This is a genomic window from Streptomyces sp. So13.3 (assembly GCF_005860785.2).
Lineage (GTDB): Bacteria > Actinomycetota > Actinomycetes > Streptomycetales > Streptomycetaceae > Actinacidiphila > Actinacidiphila fildesensis.
On sequence record NZ_CP048835.1, the window covers coordinates 2683202 to 2707130 of the forward strand.

The following is a 23929-nucleotide window of genomic DNA, read 5'->3' on the forward strand; positions in this document are numbered from 1 at the left end:
GTCCTCGGCCCGACGGCTGTGCCGGCAGGGCAGACCTGCGGCTGGAGACTCCTAGACGGGCGGCCAGGGAATGGCCGGCCACTGGCCGCTCGGCCGCGGGTAGCGACCGGTGCGCAGCAGATCCGCCACTCGGGTGCCGACCGCTGCCACCTCGGCGTCGGTGAGCAGCTCCGCGAGCCGGGCGCCCAGCCCGCCCTTCAGGGCGTCGGTGAGGCGCCGGAGCACCTCGACGGCGTCCTCGGGCAGCGGTTCGTCCGCCCAGCCCCACAGGAGGGTGCGCAGCTTGTCCTCGGCGTGGAAGGCGATGCCGTGGTCGATGCCGTAGAGCCGGCCGTCCGGTGCGGGCAGCAGATGGCCGCCCTTGCGGTCGGCGTTGTTGATCACGGCGTCCAGCAGGGCGATCCGGCGCAGCCGCGGGTCGTCGGCGTGCACCAGCAGCGCGGTGCGGCCGCCGCCCACCTCGGCCCGGACGACCGCCTTCCAGCCCTCGCCCGGCTCGTCCTCCTCGACCAGGGCCAGCAGCTCCGGCGCCTGGCCGGACTCCTCGTCGGCCTCGTCGATCCACAGCTGGCACATGCCCTCGCCGTACGGGCCGTCGCGCAGCACCGTCGGTGGTACGAGGCTCCAGCCGGTGGCCTCCGAGACCAGGTACGCGGCCACCTCGCGCTCGGCGAGGGTGCCGTCGGGGAAGTCCCACAGCGGGCGCTCCCCGGCGACCGGCTTGTACACGCACTCGGCGGTCCGGCCGTCGAGGGCGACCTCGCAGTACAGGACGGCGTTGGAGGCGTCGCGCAGCCGCCCGCGCACGGTCAGCTCGCCGCGGGTGAGCAGCTCCATGGCGTCCCCGGCAGCGCCGGACGGGCCGCCGGGCGGGCCGGTGGTGTCACCCGGATCGCCGGACGTACCGGCGTCGCCGGTCAGGCCCCCCGCCGGTACCCGTTCTGGCGCGGGCATACGTGTCCTTCCGGGTCCAGGGGCAGGCTGCACAGCGGGCACGGCGGACGGCCCGCCGAGACCACGTCCAGGGCCCGCTTGGCGAAGGACCGGGCCTGCGCGCCGGTCAGGTGGACCCGCAGCAGCGGCGGGCCGTTCTCGTCGTCCTCGCGCAGCTCCTCGGCCGCTTCGAGGGTGGCGTCGTCGGCGTCGGGCTCGACCTCGACGAGCGCCTGGGCCTCCAGGACCATGCGCTCCTGGGTGCTGTCCCAGGCCAGCGCCATGGTGCCGACCCGGAACTCCTCCTCAACGGGACTGTCGAGCGGCGCGGTGTCGGCCAGTTCGCCCGGCGCGACCGCGGGCACGACGGTGCTGCCGCCGGTCCGCCGAACGACCTCGTCCAGCAGCTCGTCGATCCGTTCGGCCAGCGCCGCGACCTGCGTCTTCTCCAGGGCGACGCTGGTGGTGCGGCCTGCGCCGGTCGCCTGCAGGAAGAAGATGCGCTGGCCCGGCTCACCGACCGTGCCGGCGACGAACCGGTCCGGTTGTTCGTAGAAGAAGACCTGACGGGGCACGTCCTGCTCCGTTTGCTCGACTGTGCGGCTGCTCGACTGTGGGACTGCTCAGCTGTGGCGGTGCTCAGTTGCGGCTGTGCTCAATTGTTTGGGCTCAGTTATGGGTGTGACCGGCCGTTCCGTACCGCCGGACACGGTCCGGGGCGGCGGAACACTGCCGGTCCACCACCCTACTGCGGAAGCCGATCACGGTGTGCCGGTGCCACCACCGACCACCGCGTCCCCCGTCGTGCCCCCGGCGGCGTTTCCGCCTGTTTCCGACGCTTCGGTGGCCGCCGCGGACGGCGCGGGCGCGAGCCCGGTGAGGTCGCCGGTGTCGCCGAGCCGCAGCAGGAACGGCCGGTAGGCGGTGTAGCGGATCGCGGTCACCGAGCAGGGGTCGACGGCGATCCGCTGGAAGAGGTCGAGGTGCATGCCCAGGGCGTCGGCGGCGATGGCCTTGATGATGTCGCCGTGCGAGCAGATGGCGTAGACCGCGTCGGGGCCGTGGCTCTCCTCGATCCGCGCGTTCCAGTCCCGTACCGCGTCGACCGCGCGCGCCTGCATGGCCCGCAGCGACTCGCCGTCCGGTCCGGGGAAGACCGCGGCGGACGGGTGGCGCTGCACGGTGGCCCACAGCGGTTCGTCGGCGAGCTCGGCGAGCTTGCGGCCCGTCCAGTCGCCGTAGCGGCATTCGCCGATCCGGTCCTCGGTGTGAACGGGCAGCTCGGGGCGGGTGTCCAGCATCGGCTGGACGGTCTCCCGGCAGCGCTGCAGCGGGCTGGTGACGACGGCGGCCAGCGGCACCACGGACAGCCGGGCGGCGAGCTCGGTGGCCTGGGCGCGGCCGCTGTCGTCCAGGGCGACGCCCTGGCTCCAGCCGGCCAGCACTCCGTCGGCGTTGGCGGTCGACCGCCCGTGGCGGACAAGGATCACGGTGGGCATGCGGGCCAGCCTACGTCGGTGGTGTGACTTCGCCGGATCGCGGAAGAATAGCCCTCGTGATCGTGGACTGCGCCATCTACAAGGACGGGCACCGGACCGAGGGGCCCGACGACCTCTCCGATGCCCTGGACCAGGCGCGGGCGTCCGGCGACGCCTTCCTCTGGATCGGACTGCACGAGCCGACGGAGGACGAGTTCGACCTGGTGACCTCCGAGTTCGGCCTGCATCCGCTGGCCGTCGAGGACGCCCTGACCGCACACCAGCGCCCCAAGCTGGAGGTCTACGACGATTCGCTGTTCGTGGTCCTCAAACCGCTGGAGTACGACGACGCGGCGGCGACGGTCACCGCCGGTGAGCTGATGGTGTTCATCGGTGACGCCTTCGTGGTGACGGTGAGGCACGGCGAGGGCAGCGCGCTGGCCGAGGTGCGGCGGCGGCTGGAGAAGGATCCCGAGCTGCTGAAGCACGGACCGCCCTCGGTGCTCTATGTGATCAGCGACACAGTGGTGGACCACTACGTGGAGATCGCCTACGAACTGCAGGTGGACCTCGAGGAGTTGGAGTCGAGCGTGTTCACCCCGAATGCCGGGGACACGGCCAACACCGCGAGCACGATCTACACCTTCAAGCGCCAGGCACTGGAGTTCCGCCGTGCCACCGGTCCGCTGATGGACCCGATGGCCCGGCTCGCGGGCGGCGGGGTGCCGTTCGTCTCGGCGGCCAGCCGGCCGTTCTTCCGCGATGTCGCCGACCACCTGACCCGGGCGAACGAGCAGGGCGAGAGCCTGGACCGGCTGCTGTCCGACATCCTCGCCGCGCATCTGACGCAGGTGGGAGTGCGGCAGAACGACGACATGCGCAAGATCTCGGCGTGGGCGGCGATGGCCGCGGCGCCGACGATGATCGCCGGCATCTACGGCATGAACTTCGACCACATGCCGGAACTCCACCAGACGTGGGGTTATCCGGCCGTCATGACGCTGATGGCGGGCATCGTCGCCCTCCTGTACGGGTTCTTCAAACGGCGCGGGTGGCTGTAGCGGGGTGGGGCGGGTGGTTGCGGCCGGGCGGTGCGGGTGGCGGTGACCGTGTGGGGTGGCGGGCAGACTGTGCGCGGCGGGTCGCCGTGACCGTATGGGGCGGGTGCCCCGCGAGGCGTAACTCCTGGCCCGCTGAGGCGTTGTGTTTGCTGACGGCCGTGGCGGGGAAGACCCCCGAGCCCCCACCACGGCCGCAGATCCCAGCGATCCGGTCGAGCCTCCTCATCCCGCACTGTCCTACCTCCTGGGTAAGGTGCAACGGGGGCTGAGGGGCCAACGAGGCCGTGAATCGCGAAGCAGGTGGACATGTTCAGCAAGGCGACGAGGAGCCGCCCGACCACGCGCCGGTCGGGTCCGGCGGGGTCGGACTGGTCGCCGTACGAGCGGCTCGAGGACGCTTCCGACGCCTACTTCCTGCACGCGGACGTCGCGTTGGACGCGATCAGGGGGGTGCTCGGACGCCGCAAGGTCCTCGGTTTCACCCTGGAGCGGGTGGTGGATCTGACGGAGGCCGGCACGTCTGTCTGGCAGGAGGCGGCGGTCTGCGACGGCCGGCGGCTGATCCTGTGGCACAGCGAGGAGTTGGCCGACGACAGCGCACCCGGCGGGACCGTACTGGACTCGTCGGTGCAGGTGCTCCCGTTGAACTCCATCGGCCATGTCGGGATGCGGACGCTGGTCGGGAGGAACGAGCAGGGAGTGCGCGTCGACCGCGGGGTGTACCTGGTACTCGCGACATCGATGCCGCACGAGTTGAGCGCCGTGCAGGGCGATCCGGACTCGCCGGTCGCCGCCGCCCGCTTCCGTCCGGAGGCGTTCCGGTTCAGCAAGTCGCTCGACGACGGCGGACCGGGCCAGATAGCCCGGCTCGTCGCGTTCGGACGGCTGCTGGGGCGGCTGGTGCCCAGCTAGGGCGTGTTGCGAAAGTCCCGCCTGGCCCACGACGCCTGGCACGCGCCCTAGAACCCGACGGCCCTCAGGCCGGACGCCGGTCCGCCGCCGGGACCTGCATACCGGCCCCGGCCCTCCGCGGGACCGGGGCCGGTCCTCTGCCGGCTACGCGAGGCCCGCGCGCTCCATGGCCTCGACTCCCGCGCGCAGTGCGGCGACCCGCTCGTCGAGCGTCCAGCCGGCCGGGGTGACGGTCAGGGTGGTGACGCCGGCGGCCGCGTACTCCTGCATGCGGTCCGCGATCCGCTCGACCGGGCCGAGCAGGCTGGTGCGGTCGATCAGCTCGCGCGGGACGGCGGCCGCGGCGCCGTCCTTGTCGCCCGCCAGGTACTTGTCCTGGATCTCGGCGGCTTCCTTCTCGTACCCCATGCGCTGCGCGAGCCGGTTGTAGAAGTTCTGCTTCCTGCTGCCCATGCCGCCGACGTACAGGGCGGTGTAGGGGCGGAAGATGTCGGCGAGCGCGTCCACGTCGTCACCCAGCGCGAGCGGCAGCGTCGGACAGACGTCGAAGCCCTCGAGGGTCTTGCCGACCTTGGCGCGGCCCGCGCGCAGCGGGGCCAGCGAGGTGTCCTCCATGTTCTCGGCGGCGCAGAAGAGCGTCAGCGCGCCGTCGGCGATCTCGCCGGTCTGTTCCAGGTTCTTGGGGCCGATCGCGGCGATGTACAGCGGGATGTGCTCGCGCACCGGGTGCACGGTGAGCTTGAGCGCCTTGCCGGGGCCGTCGGGCAGCGGCAGCGTCCAGTGCTCGCCCTCGTGCGAGAGCCGCTCGCGGGCCATCGCCTTGCGGACGATCTCGACGTACTCCCGGGTGCGGGACAGCGGCTTGTCGAAGCGCGTGCCGTACCAGCCCTCGGAGACCTGCGGTCCCGAGACGCCGAGGCCCAGCCGGAAGCGGCCGCCGGACAGCGAGTCGAGGGTGGCGGCGGTCATCGCGGTCATCGCGGGGGTACGGGCCGGGATCTGGAAGATCGCCGAGCCGATGTCGATGCGCTCGGTCTGCGCGGCCACCCAGGAGAGCACGGTCGCGGCGTCGGAACCGTACGCCTCCGCGGCCCAGCAGACCGCGTAGCCGAGCCGGTCCGCCTCCTGGGCGACGGCCAGGTTGTCCGCATCCATCCCGGCGCCCCAGTAGCCGAGGTTGATTCCGAGCCGCATGCCGCTCCCCTTACTGATGAGTAACGTCTCTGTCACTCCGGACTTTAGCGCCATGGCGTGCTTCGCGCGCCTGTCGGGTTCGTCACTGCTGCCCAATCAGCCACTTCACCAGTAATCTCAGCGGTCATGGAACAGAGGCACCTCGGCCGCACCGGGTTGCGCGTGTCGCGGCTTGGCCTGGGCACGCTCACTTGGGGGCGCTACACCGGGGAACGCGACGCGGCCGACCAGCTGAAGACGTTCTGGGAGGCGGGCGGCACGCTGGTGGACACCGCCGACGTCTACGCGGACGGCGGCGCGGAGTACCTGCTCGGGCGGCTCATCGAGGAGTTCGTCCCGCGCGCGGATCTGGTGATCGCCACCAAGGCGGGCAGCGTGCCCGATCCCGACCGGCGCTTCGACTGTTCCCGCGGCCATCTGCTCTCGGCCCTCGACGCCTCCCTGCAGCGGCTCGGCACCGACTACGTCGACCTGTGGCAGGTGCACGCCTTCGATCCGGCCACCCCGCTCGACGAGACGCTGCAGGCCCTCGACATCGCCGTCACCTCCGGCCGGGCCCGGTACGTAGGGGTGTCCAACTACTGCGGCTGGCAGCTCGCCAAGGCCGCGACCTGGCAGCGCGCGGTGCCCGGCCGCACCCCGCTGGCGAGCACGCAGATGGAGTACTCGCTGCTGCAGCGCGGCATCGAGCGCGAGGTGCTGCCGGCCGCACTCGACCTGGGCATCGGGCTGCTGCCGTCCTCGCCGCTGGGCCGGGGCGTGCTCACGGGCAAGTACCGCAGCGGCACCCCCGTCGAGTCGCGCGGCGGCTCGGAGGAGATGGCGGCCTTCGTCGACCCGTACCTCGACGACACCGCCCGGCTCATCGTCGACGCCGTCACCACCGCGGCCGACGGGCTCGCCGTCCGGCCGATAGACGTCGCGCTGGCCTGGGTCAGGGACCGGCCGGGAGTGACCGCGCCCATCGTCGGCGCGCGCAACGCGCAGCAGCTGGCGCAGGCATTGTCAGTGGAGGCCCTTAGTCTTCCGGGTGAGATCTGCCAGGCGCTGGACGATGTGTCGGCGCCGCTGCACCGTTACCCGGATCACGACTGGAGCACGCTCTGAGCGAGCCCGGCCGGGGATCCGCCGCACCACGCCGCACCACGGAGGCCCACGTGACCGAGGACCGCACCGACCAGGACGTCGCGACGCCCGGCGCCGACGGGCAACCGCCCACGGCCCCCGCCCGCCTCGCCGAGACGGAGCGGGCCCAGGAGCGGGTCATAGACGATGCCGCCGCGCCGCTCGTCCCCGCCCCGGCCGCGCGGGCCGGCGCCCGTGCCAAGCCCGCGGTCGACCTCGCGGACCTCGCCGCCGCCATGCGCTCCATCGAACGCGGCGACAACCCCTCGGCCCCCGCCCCCAAGGGCGATGCCGCGGCCGCCCGCCGCAAGCGCCGCGACGCGATGGCCGCGGAGGCGGCGAAGCTCCAGGCCGCCGAGGCGGCGGCCGTGGCGGGCGTTCCCGTGCCTGGGGCGGAAGCTGCCGAGGGGGCCGAAGCCGCGGAGGGGGCGGAGGGTTCCGAGGGGGCGGACGAGGCGGCTGTCGTCGATGGTCCGGAGGCCGCTGCTCCGGAAGGTCAGGACGCCGCGGAATCCGCGCCTGCCGAGTCCGCCGAGTCCTCTGAGCCGCCCACTCCTTCGGAGCCTTCGGAGGCGGAGGCCGAGAGCACCGACGACGCCGAGGAGAACGAGGAGGACGAGGAGGACGAGCCCGAGGAGGTCGTCGACGCCGAACCCGTCGCGGCTGAACCCGTCGCGGCCCCGGCTCCGGCCGTCCCCGCTGAACGGCCTGTCCGGGAGCGGGCGGAACAGGAACCGATCCGTCTCGCGCGGATGCCGGTGGTGTACGACCCGGCCGCCGTCGAGGCGGTGCGGGCCGTGCTGGCCGAGGGCGGGGCGCCGGCGGAGCTGGCCGAGCCCGCGGTGGCCGCGCTCGGCGAACGGGCGGCGCAGGCGCTGCGCGAGGATCCGTGGCAGGTGTTGTCGCTGGCCGGCGTGCGGGTCGAGCACGCGGACGGCTTCGCGCGGGCGCTGCTCGGCGCCGACTGCGGGCCCGACGACGAGCGCCGCGTACGGGCCCTGGTCGTATGGCTGTTGGAGCGGGCCGCCGAGCAGGGGCACACGGCCCTCGAATCGTCCGTGCTGCGCACCGCGCTGGAGAAGCAGTCGGTCTCCGGCGCCGAGGAAGGACTGAGCGCCGCCATCGCCGAGGGCCGCGTGCTGGTGTTCCAGGACACCGAGGACGTCCCCGGGGCGAAGCCGGCCGCGGCGGACGAGGGGGACGAGGGGCCGCCGGTCCGGCTGCTGCTCGGCCTCGACCGCTACGCGCTCGCCGAGGAGAGCCTCGCGGACGGCCTGGACCGGCTGCTCAAGACCTTCGAAGGCGACGATCTCGACTGGGAGTCCGCCGCGGCCGCCACGTCGTCGCCGTCCGCCGCCGCGCTGGTCCGCGCCGCCGCCGTCAGCGGTCTCGTCACGCACACCGGCGGAGAGGCGGCCCGCGCCGAGCCGGCCGCGCTGGTCGCCGCGGCGCGGGAGCTGGGGCTGCGCGCGTACGCCGCCGCGTACACCGCGGAGGGCCGGCGACGGCTCGCCGCGCACCTCGGCGAGGACACCGCCGTCACCGTCGCCGGGCTGCTGTCCGGGCAGGAGGGTCCGGGCCGGGAGGCCGACGGGAGCCTGGCTCTGGACGTGCTGGCCGTACTGGACGCCCCGCAGCTCGACGTGGAGCTCTCGGCGACGCTCGTGGAGGCCGTTCCTGACGGTGCACGGCTGGTCCTCAGCGGCGACCCCGGGGTGCTGTGGTCGGCCGGGCCCGGCCGGGCCTTCGCGGATCTGCTGGCGGCGAAGACCTGTCCGCAGGTGGCGTCCAGGACCCCGGACCCGGGGCCGATCGGCGAGCTGGTGTCGGGGATCGGCATCGGGGAGCTGACGGCGGTGGAGGCTCCCGGTAAGGAGGTCGTCATCGTCCCGGTGCGCGACCCCCGCGAGGCGGTGCACCGCACGGTGCAGCTGGTCGCCGACTCGGTGCCGCGCGTCATCGGAGTGCCCGCCACGGAGACCCAGGTCATCACGCCGGGCCACGGCGGCGCGGTCGGCACCCAGGTGCTGAACGCGGCGCTCAAGGAACGGCTCAACCCCGGCCCGGGCCGGTTCGGCGGCTTCGACCCGGGCGACCGGGTGGTGTACGCGCCGGAGCCTGGCCTGACGCTGCCCGGCACGGTGCTGTCCGCCGATCCCGAGGGTCTGAACCTGGACTGCGCGGGCACCCGGGTCCTCGTACCGCGCGACCAGGTGGCGGCGCTGCGGCACGGGTGGGCGATGACGGCGCAGCAGTCCGCCGGGCTCCGCTGGCCCGCCGTGGTCGTGGTGCTGCCGGGCGACGCCGTGCAGGCGCTGACCCGTGCGTGGGTCTACACGGCCTTCGGCCGGGGCGAGCGCCACCTTTCGGTGGTGCAGGGCGCCGATCAGGGCCTGGCCCAGGCGGTGGCCGGCATTCCGGCGAAGGACCGCACGACCCGGTTGCGTTCGGTGCTGCGCGAGCAGGCGCGCGAGCAGGCGGCGGAGTGAGCCGCGCCGGGGCGGACGGAAACCCGTCCGCCCCGGCGCATGCTCCTGCTGCGGAGTCCGGCTCTTGTTGTCCGGGTCTAGTTGTCCGGGTCGAGGGCGCTCAGCTCGTCGTCGAAGACCGAGCTGACGTCGAACCGGCAGATGATCAGCTGGGGGTCGGCCTGATCGAACGGGGTGGCCAGCCAGTCCCCCGGATCGGTGGGCTCCGCGGCGGAGACCCAGAGGGTCGAGTCGCCCTCCTCGAGCCCGAACTCCTTGTGCCGCTGGGCGATCTCGTCGGGCTCGTACTCACCGAAGAGAATGCCGACGGCCGCGTTCACCCCGGTGTCCGGTCCGGAGTCGGCGTCGGCGACCCGCCGGGCCTGCAGCAGCAGCCGCTGCGGCTCCACGATGCTGTAATCGCGGCGGATCAGCACGCTGATCGCGGCAGGTTCATCGGAGCCCGCGTACTCGGGCAGCGTGTCACCGGACGGCACCTCGAACGGCGTGACCTCGTCATAGGCGTCGTAAAGCAGCTCGTCATAGGCCTCGGCGGCCGTGGCGAGGTCGTCAAAAGCGGTGTAGACGGCGGGGTCGTCCTCCCCCGTCCGGTTCTCGATCGCCTCAAGGTGGCGGTCCAGCGCGGCTTTGACCGCCTCAGCGGCGGCACGTACCTCGGCAACGGTGGGCTGCACGTCATCAGACATGGTGCAGACGCTATCCGCACCAGGGCGTTGCCCGCACAATAGATGCGATGCCGGAATACGAATTCACAGAGATGTACGTCCCCCGGGGTGTGTCCCGGAAGGACGCGACGCGACTGCTGACCGATCACGCGGAGTACGGCCACTGGGAGTTGGACCGGCTGCGCCTCTACCCCGACGGGAGCCGCCGGGTGCGGCTGCGCCGCCGGATCATCCGTCAGGTCAGAGCAACCTGGTGAGCTGATATCCACCCATAACGTATAAATGGGACCCCGCCGCCGCGGGGTCCCATCGAGCCGTGCGCCGAGCCGCGCGGCGGCCTTCCGGCCACCCTGCGGCTCTCCTGCCGTCAGCGACGGGCGGCGCGGTTACGGCGGTAGAGCATCCCGCCGCCGAGCAGCAGCGCGGCACTGGTCGGCAGCGCCATCCCGATCGAGCCGCCACCGGTGGCGGCCAGCTGAGCGGTCGGGTGGTGCGCGGCCGGAGCGTAGGGCGACGAGGGCCCACCCGGGTTGGAGTGACCGGTGCCGGGGTTGCCCGGGGTGCCGGGGTTACCGGGGGTCCCAGGGTTACCAGGCTGGCCGGGGTTGCCGGGCTTTCCGGGGTTACCCGGAGTGCCAGGGTTACCAGGCGTGCCGGGGTTACCGGGCTGACCCGGGGTGCCGGGGTTGCCGGGCTGGTCCGGGTTGCCCGGAGTCCCCGGGTGCCCCGGATTCCCCGGGTGACCGGGCTGGCCCGGATGTCCAGGCTGACCGGGGTGGCCCGGGTGGCCCGGAGTACCCGGGTTTCCGGGGTGCCCCGGAGTGCCCGGGTGGCCCGGCTGGCCCGAGCAGTCGTCGCCGTGCGGCGCGTGCCACTCCGTGTTCCCGCAGCCGTTGCCCATCGCGGGGTTGAGCCCGCCGATCACGGTGATGCTGTTGCCGCACGCGTTGACCGGGACGTCGACCGGAACCTGCGCCGAGTTGCCGGAGAGAACGCCGGGCGAGTGCGAGGCACCGCCGTGCGCCACCGCCCCGGAACCGCCTGCTCCGCCCCGTCCTCCATGGCCCGAGACGTTCGCGCAGCTGTTGCCCATCGCCGGGTTCAGCAGCCCGATGACGTTCGCCGTGTTCCCGCACAGGTTCACCGGTACATGCACCGGCACCTGCACGTTGTTGCCCGACCCGACGCCCGGCGAGTCGGACGTGGTGCCGACCGCACCCGAGTCCGCAAACGCGAAGCCGCTGCCGGCAGCGAGAACGCCGCCCGTCGCGACCACGGTGATCAGGCCCTTTTTCGCGACCTGTCGCATAGCCTTCCCTACCTTCGCTCTCAGTGAGGCCCCGGGGTCGCGGCCCCGGGAAGGGAACGGACGGCTGTGAAATCCTTGTCCGATTCCCCCATAAAGACCGAGGGGCCCCGGAGCGCGGAAATAAGCACTCCGGGGCCGGCCCGGTTCAGACCCTCAAGGGGTCGAACATGACGTCACTTGTTGACGCAGCTGTTGCCGAAGGCGGGGTTCAGCAGACCGATCACGGAGACCGTGTTGCCACAGGCGTTGACCGGGACATGGACGGGGATCTGGATCAGGTTGCCCGAGAGCACGCCCGGGGACTGCACGGCAGCACCCTGCGCGCCGGCATCGGCAACGGCCAGGCCCGCACCGGCGAGTACGAGACCACCAGAGACAGCAGCAGCAGCGACGATCTTCTTGATCATGGTTTCCTCCTAGTTCGAAATGCGGTCCCAGCCGCGGACCGCACAAGTCGTAACGACCCCGAAGGAAACGAGCTACGAAACTGCGGGAGCTTTCACCCGTCTCAGTTCGACTGACACAGGTGGTCGAATCATCAGCAATTTTCGATGAAACGGTCCAGCACTCGAACGCCGAACTTCAGCCCGTCCACCGGAACCCTCTCGTCCACACCGTGGAACATGCCCGCGAAGTCCAGCTCCGGCGGAAGCTTCAGCGGCGCGAATCCGAAGCAGCGGATTCCGAGGTCGTCGAAGGACTTCGCGTCCGTCCCGCCCGACAGGCAGTACGGCACCGCCCGCGCGATCGGGTCCTCGGCCTTCAGCGCGGTCTGCATGGCGTCCACCAGCGCACCGTCGAAGTCCGTCTCCAGCGCCTTGTCCGAGTGCACCGACTCGCGCTTCACCCGCGGGCCGAGGATCCGGTCCAGGTCGGTGAGGAACTCCTCCTCGTAACCGGGCAGGAAGCGGCCGTCGACGTGCGCTGTGGCCTGGCCGGGGATCACGTTCACCTTGTAGCCCGCGCCGAGCATCGTCGGGGCGGCGGTGTTGCGCAGCGTGGTGCCGATCATCTTGGCGATGCCGCCGAGCTTCGCCAGCGTCGCGTCCATGTCCTCCGGGTCCAGCTCGGTGCCCAGGGCGTCCGACAGCTCGTCGAGGAAACCGCGCACCGACTTGGTCATCCGCACCGGGAACTTGTGCCGCCCCAGCCGCCCGACGGCCTCGCACAGCTCGGTGATCGCGTTGTCGTTGTTGGTCATGGAGCCGTGCCCGGCCGTGCCGTCGACGGTGAGCCGCATCCAGTGCATGCCCTTCTGCGCCGTCTCCACCAGGTAGAGCCGCAGGTTCTCGTTGACGGTGAAGGAGAAGCCGCCGACCTCGCCGATCGCCTCCGTGACCCCTTCGAAGAGGTCCGGGTGCTTGTTGACGAGGTGCCGAGCGCCGTAGACGCCGCCCGCCTCCTCGTCCGCCAGGAACGCCAGCACGATGTCACGCGGAGGCCTGCGGCCGCTGCGCAGCCGGTCGCGCACCACCGCCAGCGTCATCGCGTCCATGTCCTTCATGTCGACGGCGCCGCGCCCCCACACGCACCCGTCGGCGATCTCGCCGGAGAACGGGTGGTGCGTCCAGTCGTCGGCGTTGGCCGGCACCACGTCGGTGTGCCCGTGGATCAGCAGCGCGGGCCGGGAGGGGTCCTCCCCCGCGATCCGGGCGACGGTGGACGCCCGTCCCTTGTGCGACTCGAAGATCTGCGGTTCGAGACCGACCTCGGCCAGCTTCTCGGCGACGTACTCGGCCGCGGCGCGCTCGCCGGGCCCCGAGTGATCCCCGTAGTTGCTGGTGTCGATCCGGATCAGATCCCGGCACAGGTCGACGACCTCGTCCTCACCGGTGATCTTCCTGTCGCTCCTCGCGCCCGAAATCGACTCGCTCACGCTGTCTCCTCGTCCCTCACGCACTCCCGCGCCCGCATCCGGCGACCGCGGCGGATTCCGCTCCCCATACTCCCCCGCCCGCCCCCCGCACCCAAGAGCCACCCGCCCCACGTCATGATCCCTTCACACCGGCACCCGTGATCGGGCCCCTGGGATCTTTGCTATGGTTTACCTCGTCGCCGCGGCCGAGAGGCCTGCGGTACACCCGGTCCGGGTGGCGGAATGGCAGACGCGCTAGCTTGAGGTGCTAGTGCCCTTTATCGGGCGTGGGGGTTCAAGTCCCCCCTCGGACACCACGTTTTTGATCATGTTGCGGGTCAGGACTCTTCCTGGCCCGTTTTTTTCGTCCGCGCGGCCGGACGCACCCTGCGCAGTACAGCGACGGGGCTGCGGGTATTCGGCCGAGCCTCGGGCCCTGGCCGAATACTCTCTGTCGTCAGCCGGTGATCCAGCAGTACGCTCTGTCATTTGCCGAGGTGGCTCACCTGTAGGTGAGCCGGTAATGGGGGGTTCTGGATGGTTGACGGGGAGCGGGCCTGGCGGCTCGAAGTACTGGCAGGCGGCGACACCTTGCGGCAGGAACGCCTCACGCGGGCGCTGCATGACGAGCTCGCGAAGGCCGACGGGGCAGCCGTCGGATTCCTGGAGGCCGGGCCGGCCACCGGTGACGGCCATAAGGGTGGGGTCGCCGGCGACGTGGCGTTGTGGGGCTCTATCGCCGCTGCCGCCCGACCCGCGTCCCAGGTCCTCATCGCCTTGGTCACGGAATGGTGTGCCAAGGAGCGCAACCGGAAGGTCGAGATGACCTACCGGGGCAACTCCGTCACGATCAGCGGGCGTCCGGACGAGATGCAGGAGCAGATGATCCGCGACTTCCTGGGGACAGTCCGCGAGGACGAAGGGAACAACGGGGAGAACGAGGCGGAGTGACCCGCCTCGTCCGCCGCAAGGCGCTACTGATCGGCAACGAGAACTACCACGACAGCCGGTTCGGACGGCTCCCGTCCACCCGGGCCGACACCTGGCAACTGCGCCAGGTTCTGGAGCACCGCACCATCGGTGCGTTCGCGTCCGTGAAGACGGAGACCGACCTCACCGCGGACGCCATGCGCTCCGCGATCAGTGAGTTCCTCGAAAGCTGCGAGTCCGACGAATTGGCCCTGCTCTACGTCTCGGGGCACGGCACCCGGCTCGTGCAGGCCCGCGGCGAGTTCTACTTCGTCGCCTCGGACACCGACTTCGACGCGGTTGCCGCGACCGGGGTGAGCGCCGGGTTCGTCAACGAGCAACTCGAAGGGTGCTGGGCCCCGCAGAAGATCGCCCTGATCGACTGCTGCCGGAGCGGTGGCTTCGCCATGGGTCTGCGCACAGTCGACGGACCCGCTCCTCCCTCCGCCAAATCCGGTGAGGCCGCGCCCCTGACCAGTCGGGGCGTGTACGTGCTCTCCTCGTCACGGGCGGGCGAGGACTCGTTCAGCGGTGCCGAGAGCGACGCCGGCGTCGAGCCCTCCGTGTTCACGGCGGAAGTCGTCGAAGCACTGCGTACCGGCAAGGTCGGCAAGGACGGGACCGGCGAGGTGTCGGTGGACGACCTGTTCCACTATGTGAACGGGCGGATGCGGGCCAAGGGCTCGCAGCAGATACCCGTCAAGTCCGCGCACGGTGTCGACGACCGCATGATCCTGGCCTCCTGCCCGCTGGGAAGCGCACCGTTGCTGGTGCCGCTGACGCGGCGGCCGCCCGCCGAGCCCGGCACGCCAGCGGCGCCAACCCGCACCGCCGGTACCTGGCCGACATGGGACAGCCTCCTGAGCTACTACCGGGAGTGTGTCCTGGCGGACACGACGGAGACCCCGCTCATGCCGGTCCGGGACGAGGGAACCTCGTACGTCTGCCTGACCGGAACCGAGCGGTTCCTCTCCGGCGATCTGGACGACGACGACTGCACCGCCGTGCCCCCCGAGGCGGCCGCGCTGGTCGACGCGGCGGCCGAGCAGGACGCGGAACTCTGGGCGGGCTACCCGGCAGTGGTCCTCAACGGCCTGCGTGACGGGCGGACCTGGCGGACGCCGAAATTCGCTCCGCTCCTGGTACGCCGCGTCGAGGCGGTCCAGGAGGCCGGCGAGGTCCGCCTCAAGCCGTACGGACCCGTGCTGCCGCACCCCAGGCTGGCTCGCGACTGGCTGGGGGTGGAGCAGGCGGCCGACCTTGTCGACACCTACCAGCAGACCTGGCACGCCGGGCAGCACGATCGGATGGCGGTCGAAGTACGCCAGTTGCTGAGCCAGGAGTACGAACTGCCCTGTGTCCAGGAGCCCCGGCCGGACCAGCTCGCCGACTGGATCGACATCCGTACCCCGGGCAATGGTGCCCGCAATGCCGCGGTCCTCTTGCTGGTGCCCCGCGACAGCAAGATCACTAAGAAGCTCCTCGCGGATTTCGAGAACATCTCCCGGAAGAGCGCGCAGATCAGGGCGACGGCGCTCGCCGCACTCTCCCCCCACCCCGCAGAACGCGCGGGACCGGCCGGGTCTCCCGCCGAACGGGACCCCGGTTCCGTACGGCTCGTAACACCGCTGCCGTCCAACGAGGCCCAGTCCGCAGTGCTGCGTTCGGCCATGACGCGCCGCCTCACGGTGGCCACCGGGCCGCCCGGCACCGGCAAGAGCCAGCTGGTGGCCAATCTCGTCGCCACCGCTGTGGCGGCCGGCCAGAGCGTGCTGGTGGCCTCCACCAACAACCAGGCCGTTGACGAGGTGTGGCGCCGCTGCGAGCAGCTGTCGCCGGGGAGCGTCGTGCGCACCGGTCCCGCGGGCGGCGACCCCGACTACGCGGAGGCCGAGGCGACGACGCTACGCCGGCTGATGGTCTCCCCCGCCCCCGCGGTAAACGTCACCACCGCGGGGATGGACGTCGACGTGGCGAACGACCGGCTCGACGCCGTCCGGCAACAGCTCGCCCGCTCGGCGCACACCGAGCGGGTGTTGCGCGGGGCGGGCGAGGACCGCGAGCAGCACGCCGCCAGGCTCCACCTGCCTGTCTCCGCGCTGCTCGGGCTCCTGGCAGCGGTGCGGGACCCGGGAGCCCTGGAGCAGAAGGCGACGCGGAGGGCCACCGCGCGCCTCTTCGGCGAATGGCGTCGCAGAAAGCTGCTGGCCCGTTTCGGCATCGCGGCCTTCGACGGCACCACCATGGACGCCTGCACCGCGCTCGCCGACTTCACCCGTGCCGAGCGGACCTGGCGGGCCGAACGCGAGCGGGCGGCGACCGGGATGGACGACGCCGGCCTCACCGCTGCTCTCGACCTGGCGGAGTCCGCCGTCCGCACCTCATCCGCGGCGTTGCTCGACAGCGCCGTGCAGGGCGCCGGCCGAGCGGGACATCAGCGCATCGCCGGGCTCCTGACCGCCCGTGACGCCGGTGGCAGCGACTGGGCCGCGGTACGAAACGCCCTGCCTGCGGCGCGGGGCTGGGCCGTTACCAGCCTCTCGGCACGGCGGTTCCCGCCGGATCCGGCTCTGTTCGACCTGGTCGTCGTCGACGAGGCCAGCCAGTGCGCGATCCCGCACGTCCTGCCCCTGCTGTTCCGGGCCCGCCGGGCGCTGGTCATCGGCGACCCTATGCAGCTCACCCACATCACCACGATCGACCCCGACGGGGAAGCGGTGATCCGGCGCGCGGCCGGGCTGCACTCCGACTGGCTGGAGAAGCAGCGCCTCGCCCACCGGCGCCACTCCGCCTTCCATGCTGCGGAGCGCGCGGCGGGCGGCAGCCTCCTCCTGGACGAGCACTTCCGCTGCCACCCGGACATCGCCGATGTCTCCAACCGCCTCTTCTACGAAGGCCGGTTGACCGTGCTCACCGACATCCGTGCCCGTCCCGCCCTCGGCCGCCGTGCGGTCATCTGGGCGCCGGTCACTGGCCGTGCCGTACGCCCGCCCTCCGGCAGTTCCTGGGTCAACCACGATGAGATCGACAAGGTGGAGGCCAGCGTCCGGCATCTGCTGGAGCAACTCCCGGACGGGACCGGGGCCACGATCGGGGTGATCACACCTTTCAAGGCCCAGGAGGAGGCCCTGAAGCGGCGACTGCTCCCGTACGGCGACCGGGTGCGCACGGGCACGGTGCACACGTTCCAGGGCGGTGAGCGTGACGTCATGGTCTTCTCCCTGGTCGCGGGAGACGGCATGCACCCGGGGGCGATCAGCTGGGTCGACCGGCAACTGAACCTCTGGAACGTCGCTATCACGAGGGCTCGATCGCACCTCATCGTCGTCGGCGATGTCGAGCTCTGGCAGCGCCGGGGCGGCGTGGGAGCCGCACTGGTGCACGCTGCCAACGCCACAGACAGCGACCTGGGTGCCGCTGAACCGGACGAGCTGCTCAAGCGCCTGTACAAGGCGCAGTCGGGTCGCCCAGGGGCAACGGTGCAACTCGGCATCTCCGTCAACGGCCACCCCGCTGACGCGATCGTACGGACGGACAGTGGCTCCACCGCCGTCCTCCTGGACCGGGGCCCGGACGAAGGCGCTGACGAAGCGCGGCATCTACGGCTGATGCTGCGGCGCCGCGAACTGCTGGACGCCGAACGGGTACCCGCCTGGCAGTTGTACGACGAACAGCCCTCGGGCGGACGTTGACACCGGCGGTCGTGCCACGGGCGTCGGCTCACGAGGCTTCGTCCCCCGTGGCGGAGGTGGCGAGGCGGAGTTGTTCCTCCGCCACGATCTGGCGGGCCAGGGACTGTTCGGAGATGTCGACGGCCTCGGGGGTGGACTCCGCGGTGTCGCTGCGGCGGGCGTAGGCGTCGAAGAGGCGCTTCTTGCCGTCGAGGATTTCGAGCATGCGCTGGTCGATGCTGTCGGCCGTCAGGAGGCGGTGGACCTGTACCCGGCGGATCTGGCCCATCCGGTGGGCCCGGCCGATGGCCTGGGACTCCATGGTGGGTTTGACCTGGGGTTCGCAGAGGATGACGACGGACGCCGCCTGCATGTTCAGACCGACACCGCCCGCCTGGATCTGGCTGAGCAGCACCGCGTGGCCGGGGGTGGCCGTGAAGTCGTCGACGAGTTGCTGGCGTGCGGTGACGGCGACGCTGCCGGTGATGGGACCGAGGGCCGCGTCGCCGAGGGCTTCCCGCACCGTGATCAGGACGTCGCGGAAGAAGGAGAAGACGACGACCTTCGCGTTGTTCTCCGCGGCCTCCCTGACGAGTTCCAGCAGGCGCTGGAACTTCGCGGACTTCTCGGGGTCGGCGTAGGCGGCCCGTCGCATGGCCATGAAGTTTCCGGCGGTCACGGCCGAGCGGTAGGCGGCGAGGTCGGCGGCGGTGAACTCCTCCCACTCGTCGACCTGGATGAGCTCGGGGAGTTCGGTCAGCACGTCCAGCTGATTGCGCCGGAGATAGGCGGGGGCGACGGCGCGGCGGAACACCTCGGATCCGGCGACGGCGTCGCTGTTGCGGACATGGGGCACGAGATCGGGCTGGAGGTAGTGGACGAGGTTGCGGAACTCCTCGACCCGGTTCTCCATCGGTGTGCCGGTGAGGAACAGGACGTGGTCGGTACGGGCCGTCCAGCGGGCTACGGATCGGGAACGGCGGGCCGCCGGGTTCTTGACGTAGTGCGCTTCGTCGACCACGAGCATGCCGACCGTGGTCTCCTTCGGGACCTCCAGGGTGTTCAGGCCGTCGAACGTGGTGACGGCGACGTCACCGCACCGGAGCCACTCGTCCAGCGCGGCTTCGCGGTAGGGGCCGTGCACCCGGTACGCGTCCAGGGTGCTGCGGGATTCGATCTCCCGCGTCCAGTTGATCAGGACGCTGGCCGGGCAGACCACGAGAAAGTGCGTCTGCCCCTCCGCCTTGAGATGGGCGAGTGCGGCGATGGCCTGAATGGTCTTCCCGAGCCCCATCTCGTCGCCGAGAACCACCCGGCGCTGGGTGAGCGCGAATCGGGCCCCGAAGTCCTGGTAGCCGCGCAGCGAGACCCGGCGGTGGGTGTCGTCCAGCCGCTGGGCCCGCACCCGGCCGGAGATGTCGGTCGGCAGGAAGCCCTCGGCCGCGTCCACGTCCGGCGCCAGCCCGGCGATCTCGGCGAGCAGGCTGTAGTAGTCGGGGGAGCGGACCTGGAAGTCGATCCACGCCTCGTCGGCCGGAACCGGTGGCCGCAGCAGGTCCGTGGAGGCCTGGGCGAGCAGCAGCGGCGTGGCGTCGTAAGTGCACTGGACGAGAAGGGCGTCGATCGCCTGGACCGCGGCCTGTGCCTCCTTGCGGCCCGTCCGTCCGGCGAACAGCATGCGCAACCGCCCCCGGGCCGGCCGGGCGCCGGCCATCAGCGGGTCGAGTTCCCCGTCGATCCGACCGGCCGCCGCGACGGCCCGCGGAATGTCCGGCCCGGCGTTCACCAGCTGGTTCAATGCCGTTACCAGCGCCGTCGTACGAGGATCGGCGCTCGCGTCGGGATCGATGCGGACGGTGACATGCTCCTCGACCGCCTCGGCGATCTGCCGCGCGGCGGCTATCGCCTGAACCGCGCTCTGCACACCGATCCCGGGGAGCTGCTGGAGCGCGTACCGCCGGGCGTCCAACACCTGCCGGACCGTGGAGTACCCGGCCTGCTCCAGAGCGGTCAGCCGCAGCCGTCCCTCGGTCACGTCCTTGAGCCGGGAGACCGGAATGCCGTCCAGCTCACGACGGACCAGCTCGTCCTTCAACGGAGTCAGGGCGCTCCGGACCGCGCCGCGGACCCGCTCGTGATCGGCGATCACTCCCCTGGCAGCCGCCATGAGGGCGTCAGCCCGCAGAAGCACCTCCCTGGCCCCCTTGCCGGCAGGCACCGCCTTCCGCTCCAACCCCACCCCACCCATGGCGCCCCTCGTGATCCGCCCGCTCCGGTCCCGTCACATGATTCACCGGCCCAGGGCCGTCCGGACGGCTTATCCCGCATCACGTTCTCCGGCGTGCGGGGCGGTGGGGTGTTGTCCCCGCCCCCGGCGCGCGGGCTGCCCGCGACGCACGCGGTGAATGCGCCGCGGTCCGCCTGGGTCGGCAAGCTGTCGATTCCGGGCGGCCTGGCGCACGAGGTGGTGGCGTCGGGCAGCACCACGATGAGGTCGCTGTACTTCGAGCGGGGCCAGGGCCCGACCGGATGGACCGGTATCCAGCCCGTCGCGGTGGGCCCGCTGCTCACCCAACTCATCCACCAACTGGCCACCGGTGTGCTGCCCGCCCGCGTGCGCGCCGAGGCCGTCCTCATGGATCTGCTCGAACCGGTGCCCGTCGCCACCCTCGACGTGCCCCTGCCGCGCGACGGACGCGCCCGGGACGTCGCTCAGGCCCTGCTGAACGACCCGGCCGACCACCGGACGCTCGCCGAGTGGGGCCGCACCGTCGGCGCCGGCGCGCGCACCCTGCTCCGGACGTTCGCCGCCGACACCGGCGTCCCCTTCGGGCGCTGGCGGACCTCGCTGCGGCTGAGCGCCGCGCTGCCGTACCTGGCCGCAGGCGAACCCGTCGGCCGCGTCGCGTCCCTGGTCGGCTACGACACGCCCAGCGCGTTCGTCGCCTTCCGCCGCGAGACGGGCCTCACCCCGGGTGCCTACTTCCGCACACCGCCGCGCGGCGAGTGAATGAGTCGGACGGGCAGGCCGGGTTACCAGGCGGCCGGGGCGTAGTCCTTGAGGAAGCAGCCGTAGAGGTCTTCGCCGAGTTCGCCGCGGACGATGGGGTCGTAGACGCGGGCGGCGCCGTCGACCAGGTCGAGGGGGGCGTGGAAGCCCTCTTCGGCCAGGCGCATCTTGTCAGGGTGGGGGCGCTCGTCGGTGATCCAGCCGGTGTCGACGGCCGTCATGAGGATGCCGTCCGTCTCGAGCATCTCCTGGGCGCTGGTGCGGGTGAGCATGTTCAGGGCGGCCTTGGCCATGTTGGTGTGCGGGTGGCCCGGGCCCTTGTAGCCGCGGCTGAACTGGCCTTCCATCGCCGAGACGTTGACGACGTACTTGCGGCGCGCGGTGGCCGCGGCCATCGCCGGGCGCAGCCGGCTGACGAGGACGAACGGCGCGGTGACGTTGCAGAGCTGGACCTCGAGGAGCTCGAGCGGGTCGACCTCCTCGACGCGCTGGATCCAGGTGTTGGTGGCGTCCAGGTCCGGTACGAGGCCGCCGGCGTCGATGGCGGTGCCGGCTTCGATTCGGGCCGGGGACGCGGAGCCGGTGGTCAGGGCCAGGGCGGTGATCGACTCGGGTGTCAGGGCGTCGTGGCCGGACGACGACGGGCCGGGCAGCGCGATCTGCGCGCCGCTGCCGAAGTGGCCCAGGACGGTGCGCGAGGGCAGCTCGCCGGCCGGCAGCGGGGCGAGTTCCGCGGCGACGAGCTCCGCGTAGGCGCGGGGGCTGCGGCGGACGGTCTGCGCGGCGTTGTTGATCAGGATGTCGAGCGGGCCCTCGGCGGCGACCTCGTCGGCGAGCGCGATCACCTGCGCGGGGTCGCGCAGGTCGATGCCGACGATCTTCAGCCGGTGCAGCCACTCCGGGCTGTCGGGCATCGCCTTGAAGCGGCGGATCGCGTCGTTCGGGAAGCGGGTGGTGATGGTGGTGTGCGCGCCGTCGCGCAGCAGGCGCAGCGCGATGTACATGCCGATCTTCGCGCGGCCGCCGGTGAGCAGGGCGCGGCGTCCCGTGAGGTCCGTGCGCGCGTCGCGGCGGCTGCGGTTCTCCTTCGCGCAGGGCGGGCAGAGCTGGTGGTAGAACGCGTCGACCTCGACGTAGCGGGTCTTGCAGACGTAGCAGGAGCGGGGGCGCTCCAGGATGCCGGCGATCTCCTGCGTCACGGACGTCGTGAGCATGTTGCCCAGCGTCTCGTCGTCGATGCGGTCGGCCGCGCCGGTGGCCGTGGCCTCGGTGACGGCCTTGTCGTTCGCCGTCTTCGAGGCGCGGCGCTCCTGGCGGCGGCGCTGCTTCACCGTGCGGTAGATGCCGGCGGTGGCGCGCCGGACGGCGATGGCGTCGGGGTGGTCGACGTCCAGCTCGTCGAGCTCCGCGAGGACGCTCAGGCAGAGCTCCAGGCGCGCCGGGTCGATGCCCGTCGAATCATCGCGCCGGGTTTCCGTCTGCTCACTCGCTGTCATGCCGTTACTGCCTTCTGGATTGTCTGTTCCGCCCCGAGTCCACCCGAGTCAGGCGGAACTCTACGTACGCACGTGTAGCACCACCAAACTCGAGGCCGTCGGCGCCCCCTGGATCTACCGTCGGTGTCCGGACCGGCACTTACCGTTGCCACGGTGCAGGTGCGGCGCAGGTGCATGGCCCCCGCGTCCGGCCCCGCGTGCGGCCCTCCTCCGGCCACGTCCGGCCCTTGAGACGGAGCCCCGGAGGCGGGAGATAGTCTCGGGACGTTCGTTCTCTCCCTGGAGGCCAGTTGAGCGCCAGCAGCCCGCTCACCGTCCCTGACGACTCTCCGTTCGGCGTACACAACCTGCCGTACGGCGTCTTCACCACCGCCGACCGGCCGGAACAGCGCCGGATCGGTGTCGCCATCGGTGACCACGTTCTCGATGCGGGCGCGGCGGCCCGCGCGGTCGGTGCGCTCGCCGAACCCGGATTCGCCGCGCTCGACGCCCCCTCGCTGAACCCGCTGCTGGCCGCCGGCCGGCCGGTCTGGACCGCGGTGCGCGCCGCGGTCACCCGGTGGCTGACGGACGAGGCCCTTCGTGCGGCCGTCGAGCCGTGCCTGGTGCCGCGCGCCGATGTCACCCTCCACCTGCCGTTCGAGGTGGCCGACTACGTCGACTTCTACGCGTCCGAGCACCACGCCACGAACCTCGGCCGGATCTTCCGGCCGGGCTCCGAGCCGCTGACGCCCAACTGGAAGCACCTGCCGATCGGCTACCACGGCCGCTCCGGCACGATCGTCGTCTCCGGCACGCCGATCACCCGCCCGTCCGGGCAGCGCAAGGCCCCGGCCGACCCGGTTCCGGACTTCGGCCCGTCCCGCCGCCTGGACATCGAGGCGGAGCTGGGCTTCGTCGTCGGCACGCCGACCGAGCTGGGCAGCCCGGTCGCGCTCGCCGACGCCGCCGAGCACGTCTTCGGCGTCTGCCTCGTCAACGACTGGTCCGCCCGTGACCTCCAGGCGTGGGAGTACGTGCCGCTGGGCCCGTTCCTCGGCAAGTCCTTCGCCACGTCGGTGTCGCCGTGGATCGTCCCGCTGGACGCCCTCGCGCAGGCCCGCACCACCCCGCCGGAGCGCGACGTCGAGCCGCTCCCGTACCTCGACGACCGGGACGCCGCGGCCGAGCCGTCCGGCTTCGACATCGCCTTCGAGGTCCGGCTCAACGGCCATGTCGTCTCGCGCCCGCCGTTCGCCGCCATGTACTGGACGTACGCGCAGATGCTCGCGCACATGACGGCCAACGGCGCGTCCCTGCGGACCGGCGACCTCTTCGCCTCCGGCACCATCAGCGGTCCCGAGCGCGAGACACGCGGCGCGCTCATCGAGCTGACGTGGAACGGCCAGGAGCCGCTCAAACTGGCGGACGGCAGCGAGCGCACGTTCCTCGACGACGGCGACGAGGTCGTCATCACCGCGACCGCGCCGGGCCCGAACGGAACCCGCATCGGCTTCGGCGAGGTGGCGGGACACATCGTGCCCCGCCCCACCGCCTGACGGTCACGGCCTGACGGTCTCCGCCTGACGGACTCCGCCTGACAGTCACGGCCGCAGGGCCGTCCGACCGCACACAAGCGCCCGCTGGACGTCGTTCCTACGATGTCCAGCGGGCGCTTTCCGCTGCTGGGCGTGTGCCGTCTGCGCCGCGTGGTCCTTGAGCGGGCCCTGCCTAGGTCTGCCGGTGCTGTCCGGCTCGTTCACCGCGGTGCTGTCCGGCTCGT

General features: G+C 71.8%; 19 protein-coding genes and 1 tRNA gene. 10 read left to right on the top strand and 10 right to left on the bottom strand.

The genetic code is table 11. The features are described from left to right. Positions 1-51: 51 nt before the first annotated feature. From C8250_RS12200 to C8250_RS12210, 3 genes are all read right to left on the bottom strand, one after another. Positions 52-954, bottom strand: a complete 903-nt coding sequence (locus tag C8250_RS12200; protein WP_138354779.1) for an SCO1664 family protein — start codon at positions 952-954, stop codon at positions 52-54. After that, positions 918-1508: a DUF3090 domain-containing protein gene (locus tag C8250_RS12205; RefSeq protein ID WP_138354778.1), complete on the bottom strand. Its 591-nt coding sequence runs from the start codon at positions 1506-1508 to the stop codon at positions 918-920. Before C8250_RS12205 ends, C8250_RS12200 begins: the two co-directional genes overlap by 37 nt. Before the next feature lie 186 nt (positions 1509-1694). Further along, on the bottom strand, positions 1695-2432 hold the full coding sequence (locus C8250_RS12210; RefSeq protein ID WP_138354777.1) for a histidine phosphatase family protein: 738 nt from the start codon (positions 2430-2432) through the stop codon (positions 1695-1697). A 47-nt stretch (positions 2433-2479) separates the two neighbouring features. Between C8250_RS12210 and corA the strand changes: the two genes are divergently transcribed. Beyond that, on the top strand, positions 2480-3472 hold the full coding sequence (gene corA, locus C8250_RS12215) for a magnesium/cobalt transporter CorA (RefSeq protein WP_138354864.1): 993 nt from the start codon (positions 2480-2482) through the stop codon (positions 3470-3472). A gap of 306 nt (positions 3473-3778) precedes the next feature. Next, positions 3779-4384 (top strand): hypothetical protein, encoded by a 606-nt coding sequence (locus C8250_RS12220; protein ID WP_138354776.1) that lies wholly within the window; start codon positions 3779-3781, stop codon positions 4382-4384. 144 nt (positions 4385-4528) lie between these two features. On the opposite strand, the gene C8250_RS12225 is transcribed toward C8250_RS12220, so the two are convergent. After that, complete coding sequence (locus tag C8250_RS12225; protein ID WP_138354775.1) at positions 4529-5578, bottom strand: LLM class F420-dependent oxidoreductase; 1050 nt, start codon at positions 5576-5578, stop codon at positions 4529-4531. A gap of 126 nt (positions 5579-5704) precedes the next feature. On the opposite strand from C8250_RS12225, the gene C8250_RS12230 reads away from it, so the two are divergent. Both C8250_RS12230 and C8250_RS12235 read left to right on the top strand, forming a co-directional pair. Then, entirely contained in the window at positions 5705-6685 is a 981-nt protein-coding gene (locus C8250_RS12230; protein ID WP_138354774.1) for an aldo/keto reductase, read from the top strand. A gap of 341 nt (positions 6686-7026) precedes the next feature. Next, positions 7027-9192, top strand: a complete 2166-nt coding sequence (locus tag C8250_RS12235; protein WP_232486140.1) for an ATP-dependent RecD-like DNA helicase — start codon at positions 7027-7029, stop codon at positions 9190-9192. Between the two features lie 77 nt (positions 9193-9269). Here C8250_RS12235 and C8250_RS12240 read toward each other — a convergent pair whose 3' ends face one another. Next, the gene (locus C8250_RS12240) at positions 9270-9878 is read right to left on the bottom strand and encodes a hypothetical protein (RefSeq protein WP_138353263.1); all 609 of its coding nucleotides are present in this window, start codon (positions 9876-9878) and stop codon (positions 9270-9272) included. A gap of 47 nt (positions 9879-9925) precedes the next feature. Between C8250_RS12240 and C8250_RS12245 the strand changes: the two genes are divergently transcribed. After that, the gene (locus C8250_RS12245) at positions 9926-10114 is read left to right on the top strand and encodes a DUF5703 family protein (RefSeq protein WP_138353264.1); all 189 of its coding nucleotides are present in this window, start codon (positions 9926-9928) and stop codon (positions 10112-10114) included. 110 nt (positions 10115-10224) lie between these two features. Here C8250_RS12245 and C8250_RS42955 read toward each other — a convergent pair whose 3' ends face one another. The 3 genes from C8250_RS42955 to C8250_RS12260 all read right to left on the bottom strand — a co-directional run bounded on the left by C8250_RS42955 (position 10225) and on the right by C8250_RS12260 (position 13030). Continuing rightward, positions 10225-11166 (bottom strand): chaplin family protein, encoded by a 942-nt coding sequence (locus tag C8250_RS42955; RefSeq protein ID WP_138353265.1) that lies wholly within the window; start codon positions 11164-11166, stop codon positions 10225-10227. 173 nt (positions 11167-11339) lie between these two features. Further along, on the bottom strand, positions 11340-11573 hold the full coding sequence (locus tag C8250_RS12255) for a chaplin (protein ID WP_138353266.1): 234 nt from the start codon (positions 11571-11573) through the stop codon (positions 11340-11342). Between the two features lie 131 nt (positions 11574-11704). Further along, positions 11705-13030 carry a M20/M25/M40 family metallo-hydrolase gene (locus C8250_RS12260; RefSeq protein WP_138353372.1) on the bottom strand — a complete coding sequence of 442 codons (1326 nt, stop codon included), beginning with the start codon at positions 13028-13030 and terminating at the stop codon, positions 11705-11707. A gap of 220 nt (positions 13031-13250) precedes the next feature. On the opposite strand from C8250_RS12260, the gene C8250_RS12265 reads away from it, so the two are divergent. From C8250_RS12265 to C8250_RS12275, 3 genes are all read left to right on the top strand, one after another. After that, positions 13251-13338, top strand: a tRNA-Leu gene (locus C8250_RS12265). 220 nt (positions 13339-13558) lie between these two features. Next, positions 13559-13972, top strand: a complete 414-nt coding sequence (locus tag C8250_RS12270; RefSeq protein ID WP_138353267.1) for a hypothetical protein — start codon at positions 13559-13561, stop codon at positions 13970-13972. Further along, entirely contained in the window at positions 13969-17682 is a 3714-nt protein-coding gene (locus tag C8250_RS12275) for an AAA domain-containing protein (RefSeq protein ID WP_138353268.1), read from the top strand. Before C8250_RS12270 ends, C8250_RS12275 begins: the two co-directional genes overlap by 4 nt. A 28-nt stretch (positions 17683-17710) precedes the next feature. On the opposite strand, the gene C8250_RS12280 is transcribed toward C8250_RS12275, so the two are convergent. Next, positions 17711-19909, bottom strand: a complete 2199-nt coding sequence (locus C8250_RS12280; protein WP_138353269.1) for a DEAD/DEAH box helicase — start codon at positions 19907-19909, stop codon at positions 17711-17713. Between the two features lie 111 nt (positions 19910-20020). Here C8250_RS12280 and C8250_RS12285 point away from each other — a divergent pair, with 111 nt between their 5' ends. Further along, a complete protein-coding gene (locus tag C8250_RS12285; RefSeq protein ID WP_244809102.1) occupies positions 20021-20671 on the top strand; it encodes an AraC family transcriptional regulator in 651 nt (216 codons plus the stop codon). A gap of 23 nt (positions 20672-20694) precedes the next feature. On the opposite strand, the gene C8250_RS12290 is transcribed toward C8250_RS12285, so the two are convergent. Further along, the gene (locus C8250_RS12290) at positions 20695-22167 is read right to left on the bottom strand and encodes an SDR family oxidoreductase (RefSeq protein WP_138353270.1); all 1473 of its coding nucleotides are present in this window, start codon (positions 22165-22167) and stop codon (positions 20695-20697) included. A gap of 290 nt (positions 22168-22457) precedes the next feature. Here C8250_RS12290 and fahA point away from each other — a divergent pair, with 290 nt between their 5' ends. Continuing rightward, positions 22458-23705: a fumarylacetoacetase gene (fahA, locus tag C8250_RS12295; RefSeq protein ID WP_138353271.1), complete on the top strand. Its 1248-nt coding sequence runs from the start codon at positions 22458-22460 to the stop codon at positions 23703-23705. The last annotated feature ends 224 nt before the right edge of the window (positions 23706-23929 follow it).

Excerpts from the sequence above, each read along its gene's own strand:
- C8250_RS12200 (WP_138354779.1), bottom strand. The coding sequence starts at position 954 with ATGCCCGCGCCAGAACGGGTACCGGCGGGGGGCCTGACCGGCGACGCC.
- C8250_RS12210 (WP_138354777.1), bottom strand. The coding sequence starts at position 2,432 with ATGCCCACCGTGATCCTTGTCCGCCACGGGCGGTCGACCGCCAACGCC.
- C8250_RS12220 (WP_138354776.1), top strand. The coding sequence starts at position 3,779 with ATGTTCAGCAAGGCGACGAGGAGCCGCCCGACCACGCGCCGGTCGGGT.
- C8250_RS12225 (WP_138354775.1), bottom strand. The coding sequence starts at position 5,578 with ATGCGGCTCGGAATCAACCTCGGCTACTGGGGCGCCGGGATGGATGCG.
- C8250_RS12230 (WP_138354774.1), top strand. The coding sequence starts at position 5,705 with ATGGAACAGAGGCACCTCGGCCGCACCGGGTTGCGCGTGTCGCGGCTT.
- C8250_RS12235 (WP_232486140.1), top strand. The coding sequence starts at position 7,027 with ATGGCCGCGGAGGCGGCGAAGCTCCAGGCCGCCGAGGCGGCGGCCGTG.
- C8250_RS12240 (WP_138353263.1), bottom strand. The coding sequence starts at position 9,878 with ATGTCTGATGACGTGCAGCCCACCGTTGCCGAGGTACGTGCCGCCGCT.
- C8250_RS12245 (WP_138353264.1), top strand. The coding sequence starts at position 9,926 with ATGCCGGAATACGAATTCACAGAGATGTACGTCCCCCGGGGTGTGTCC.
- C8250_RS42955 (WP_138353265.1), bottom strand. The coding sequence starts at position 11,166 with ATGCGACAGGTCGCGAAAAAGGGCCTGATCACCGTGGTCGCGACGGGC.
- C8250_RS12255 (WP_138353266.1), bottom strand. The coding sequence starts at position 11,573 with ATGATCAAGAAGATCGTCGCTGCTGCTGCTGTCTCTGGTGGTCTCGTA.
- C8250_RS12270 (WP_138353267.1), top strand. The coding sequence starts at position 13,559 with ATGGTTGACGGGGAGCGGGCCTGGCGGCTCGAAGTACTGGCAGGCGGC.
- C8250_RS12280 (WP_138353269.1), bottom strand. The coding sequence starts at position 19,909 with ATGGGTGGGGTGGGGTTGGAGCGGAAGGCGGTGCCTGCCGGCAAGGGG.
- C8250_RS12290 (WP_138353270.1), bottom strand. The coding sequence starts at position 22,167 with ATGACAGCGAGTGAGCAGACGGAAACCCGGCGCGATGATTCGACGGGC.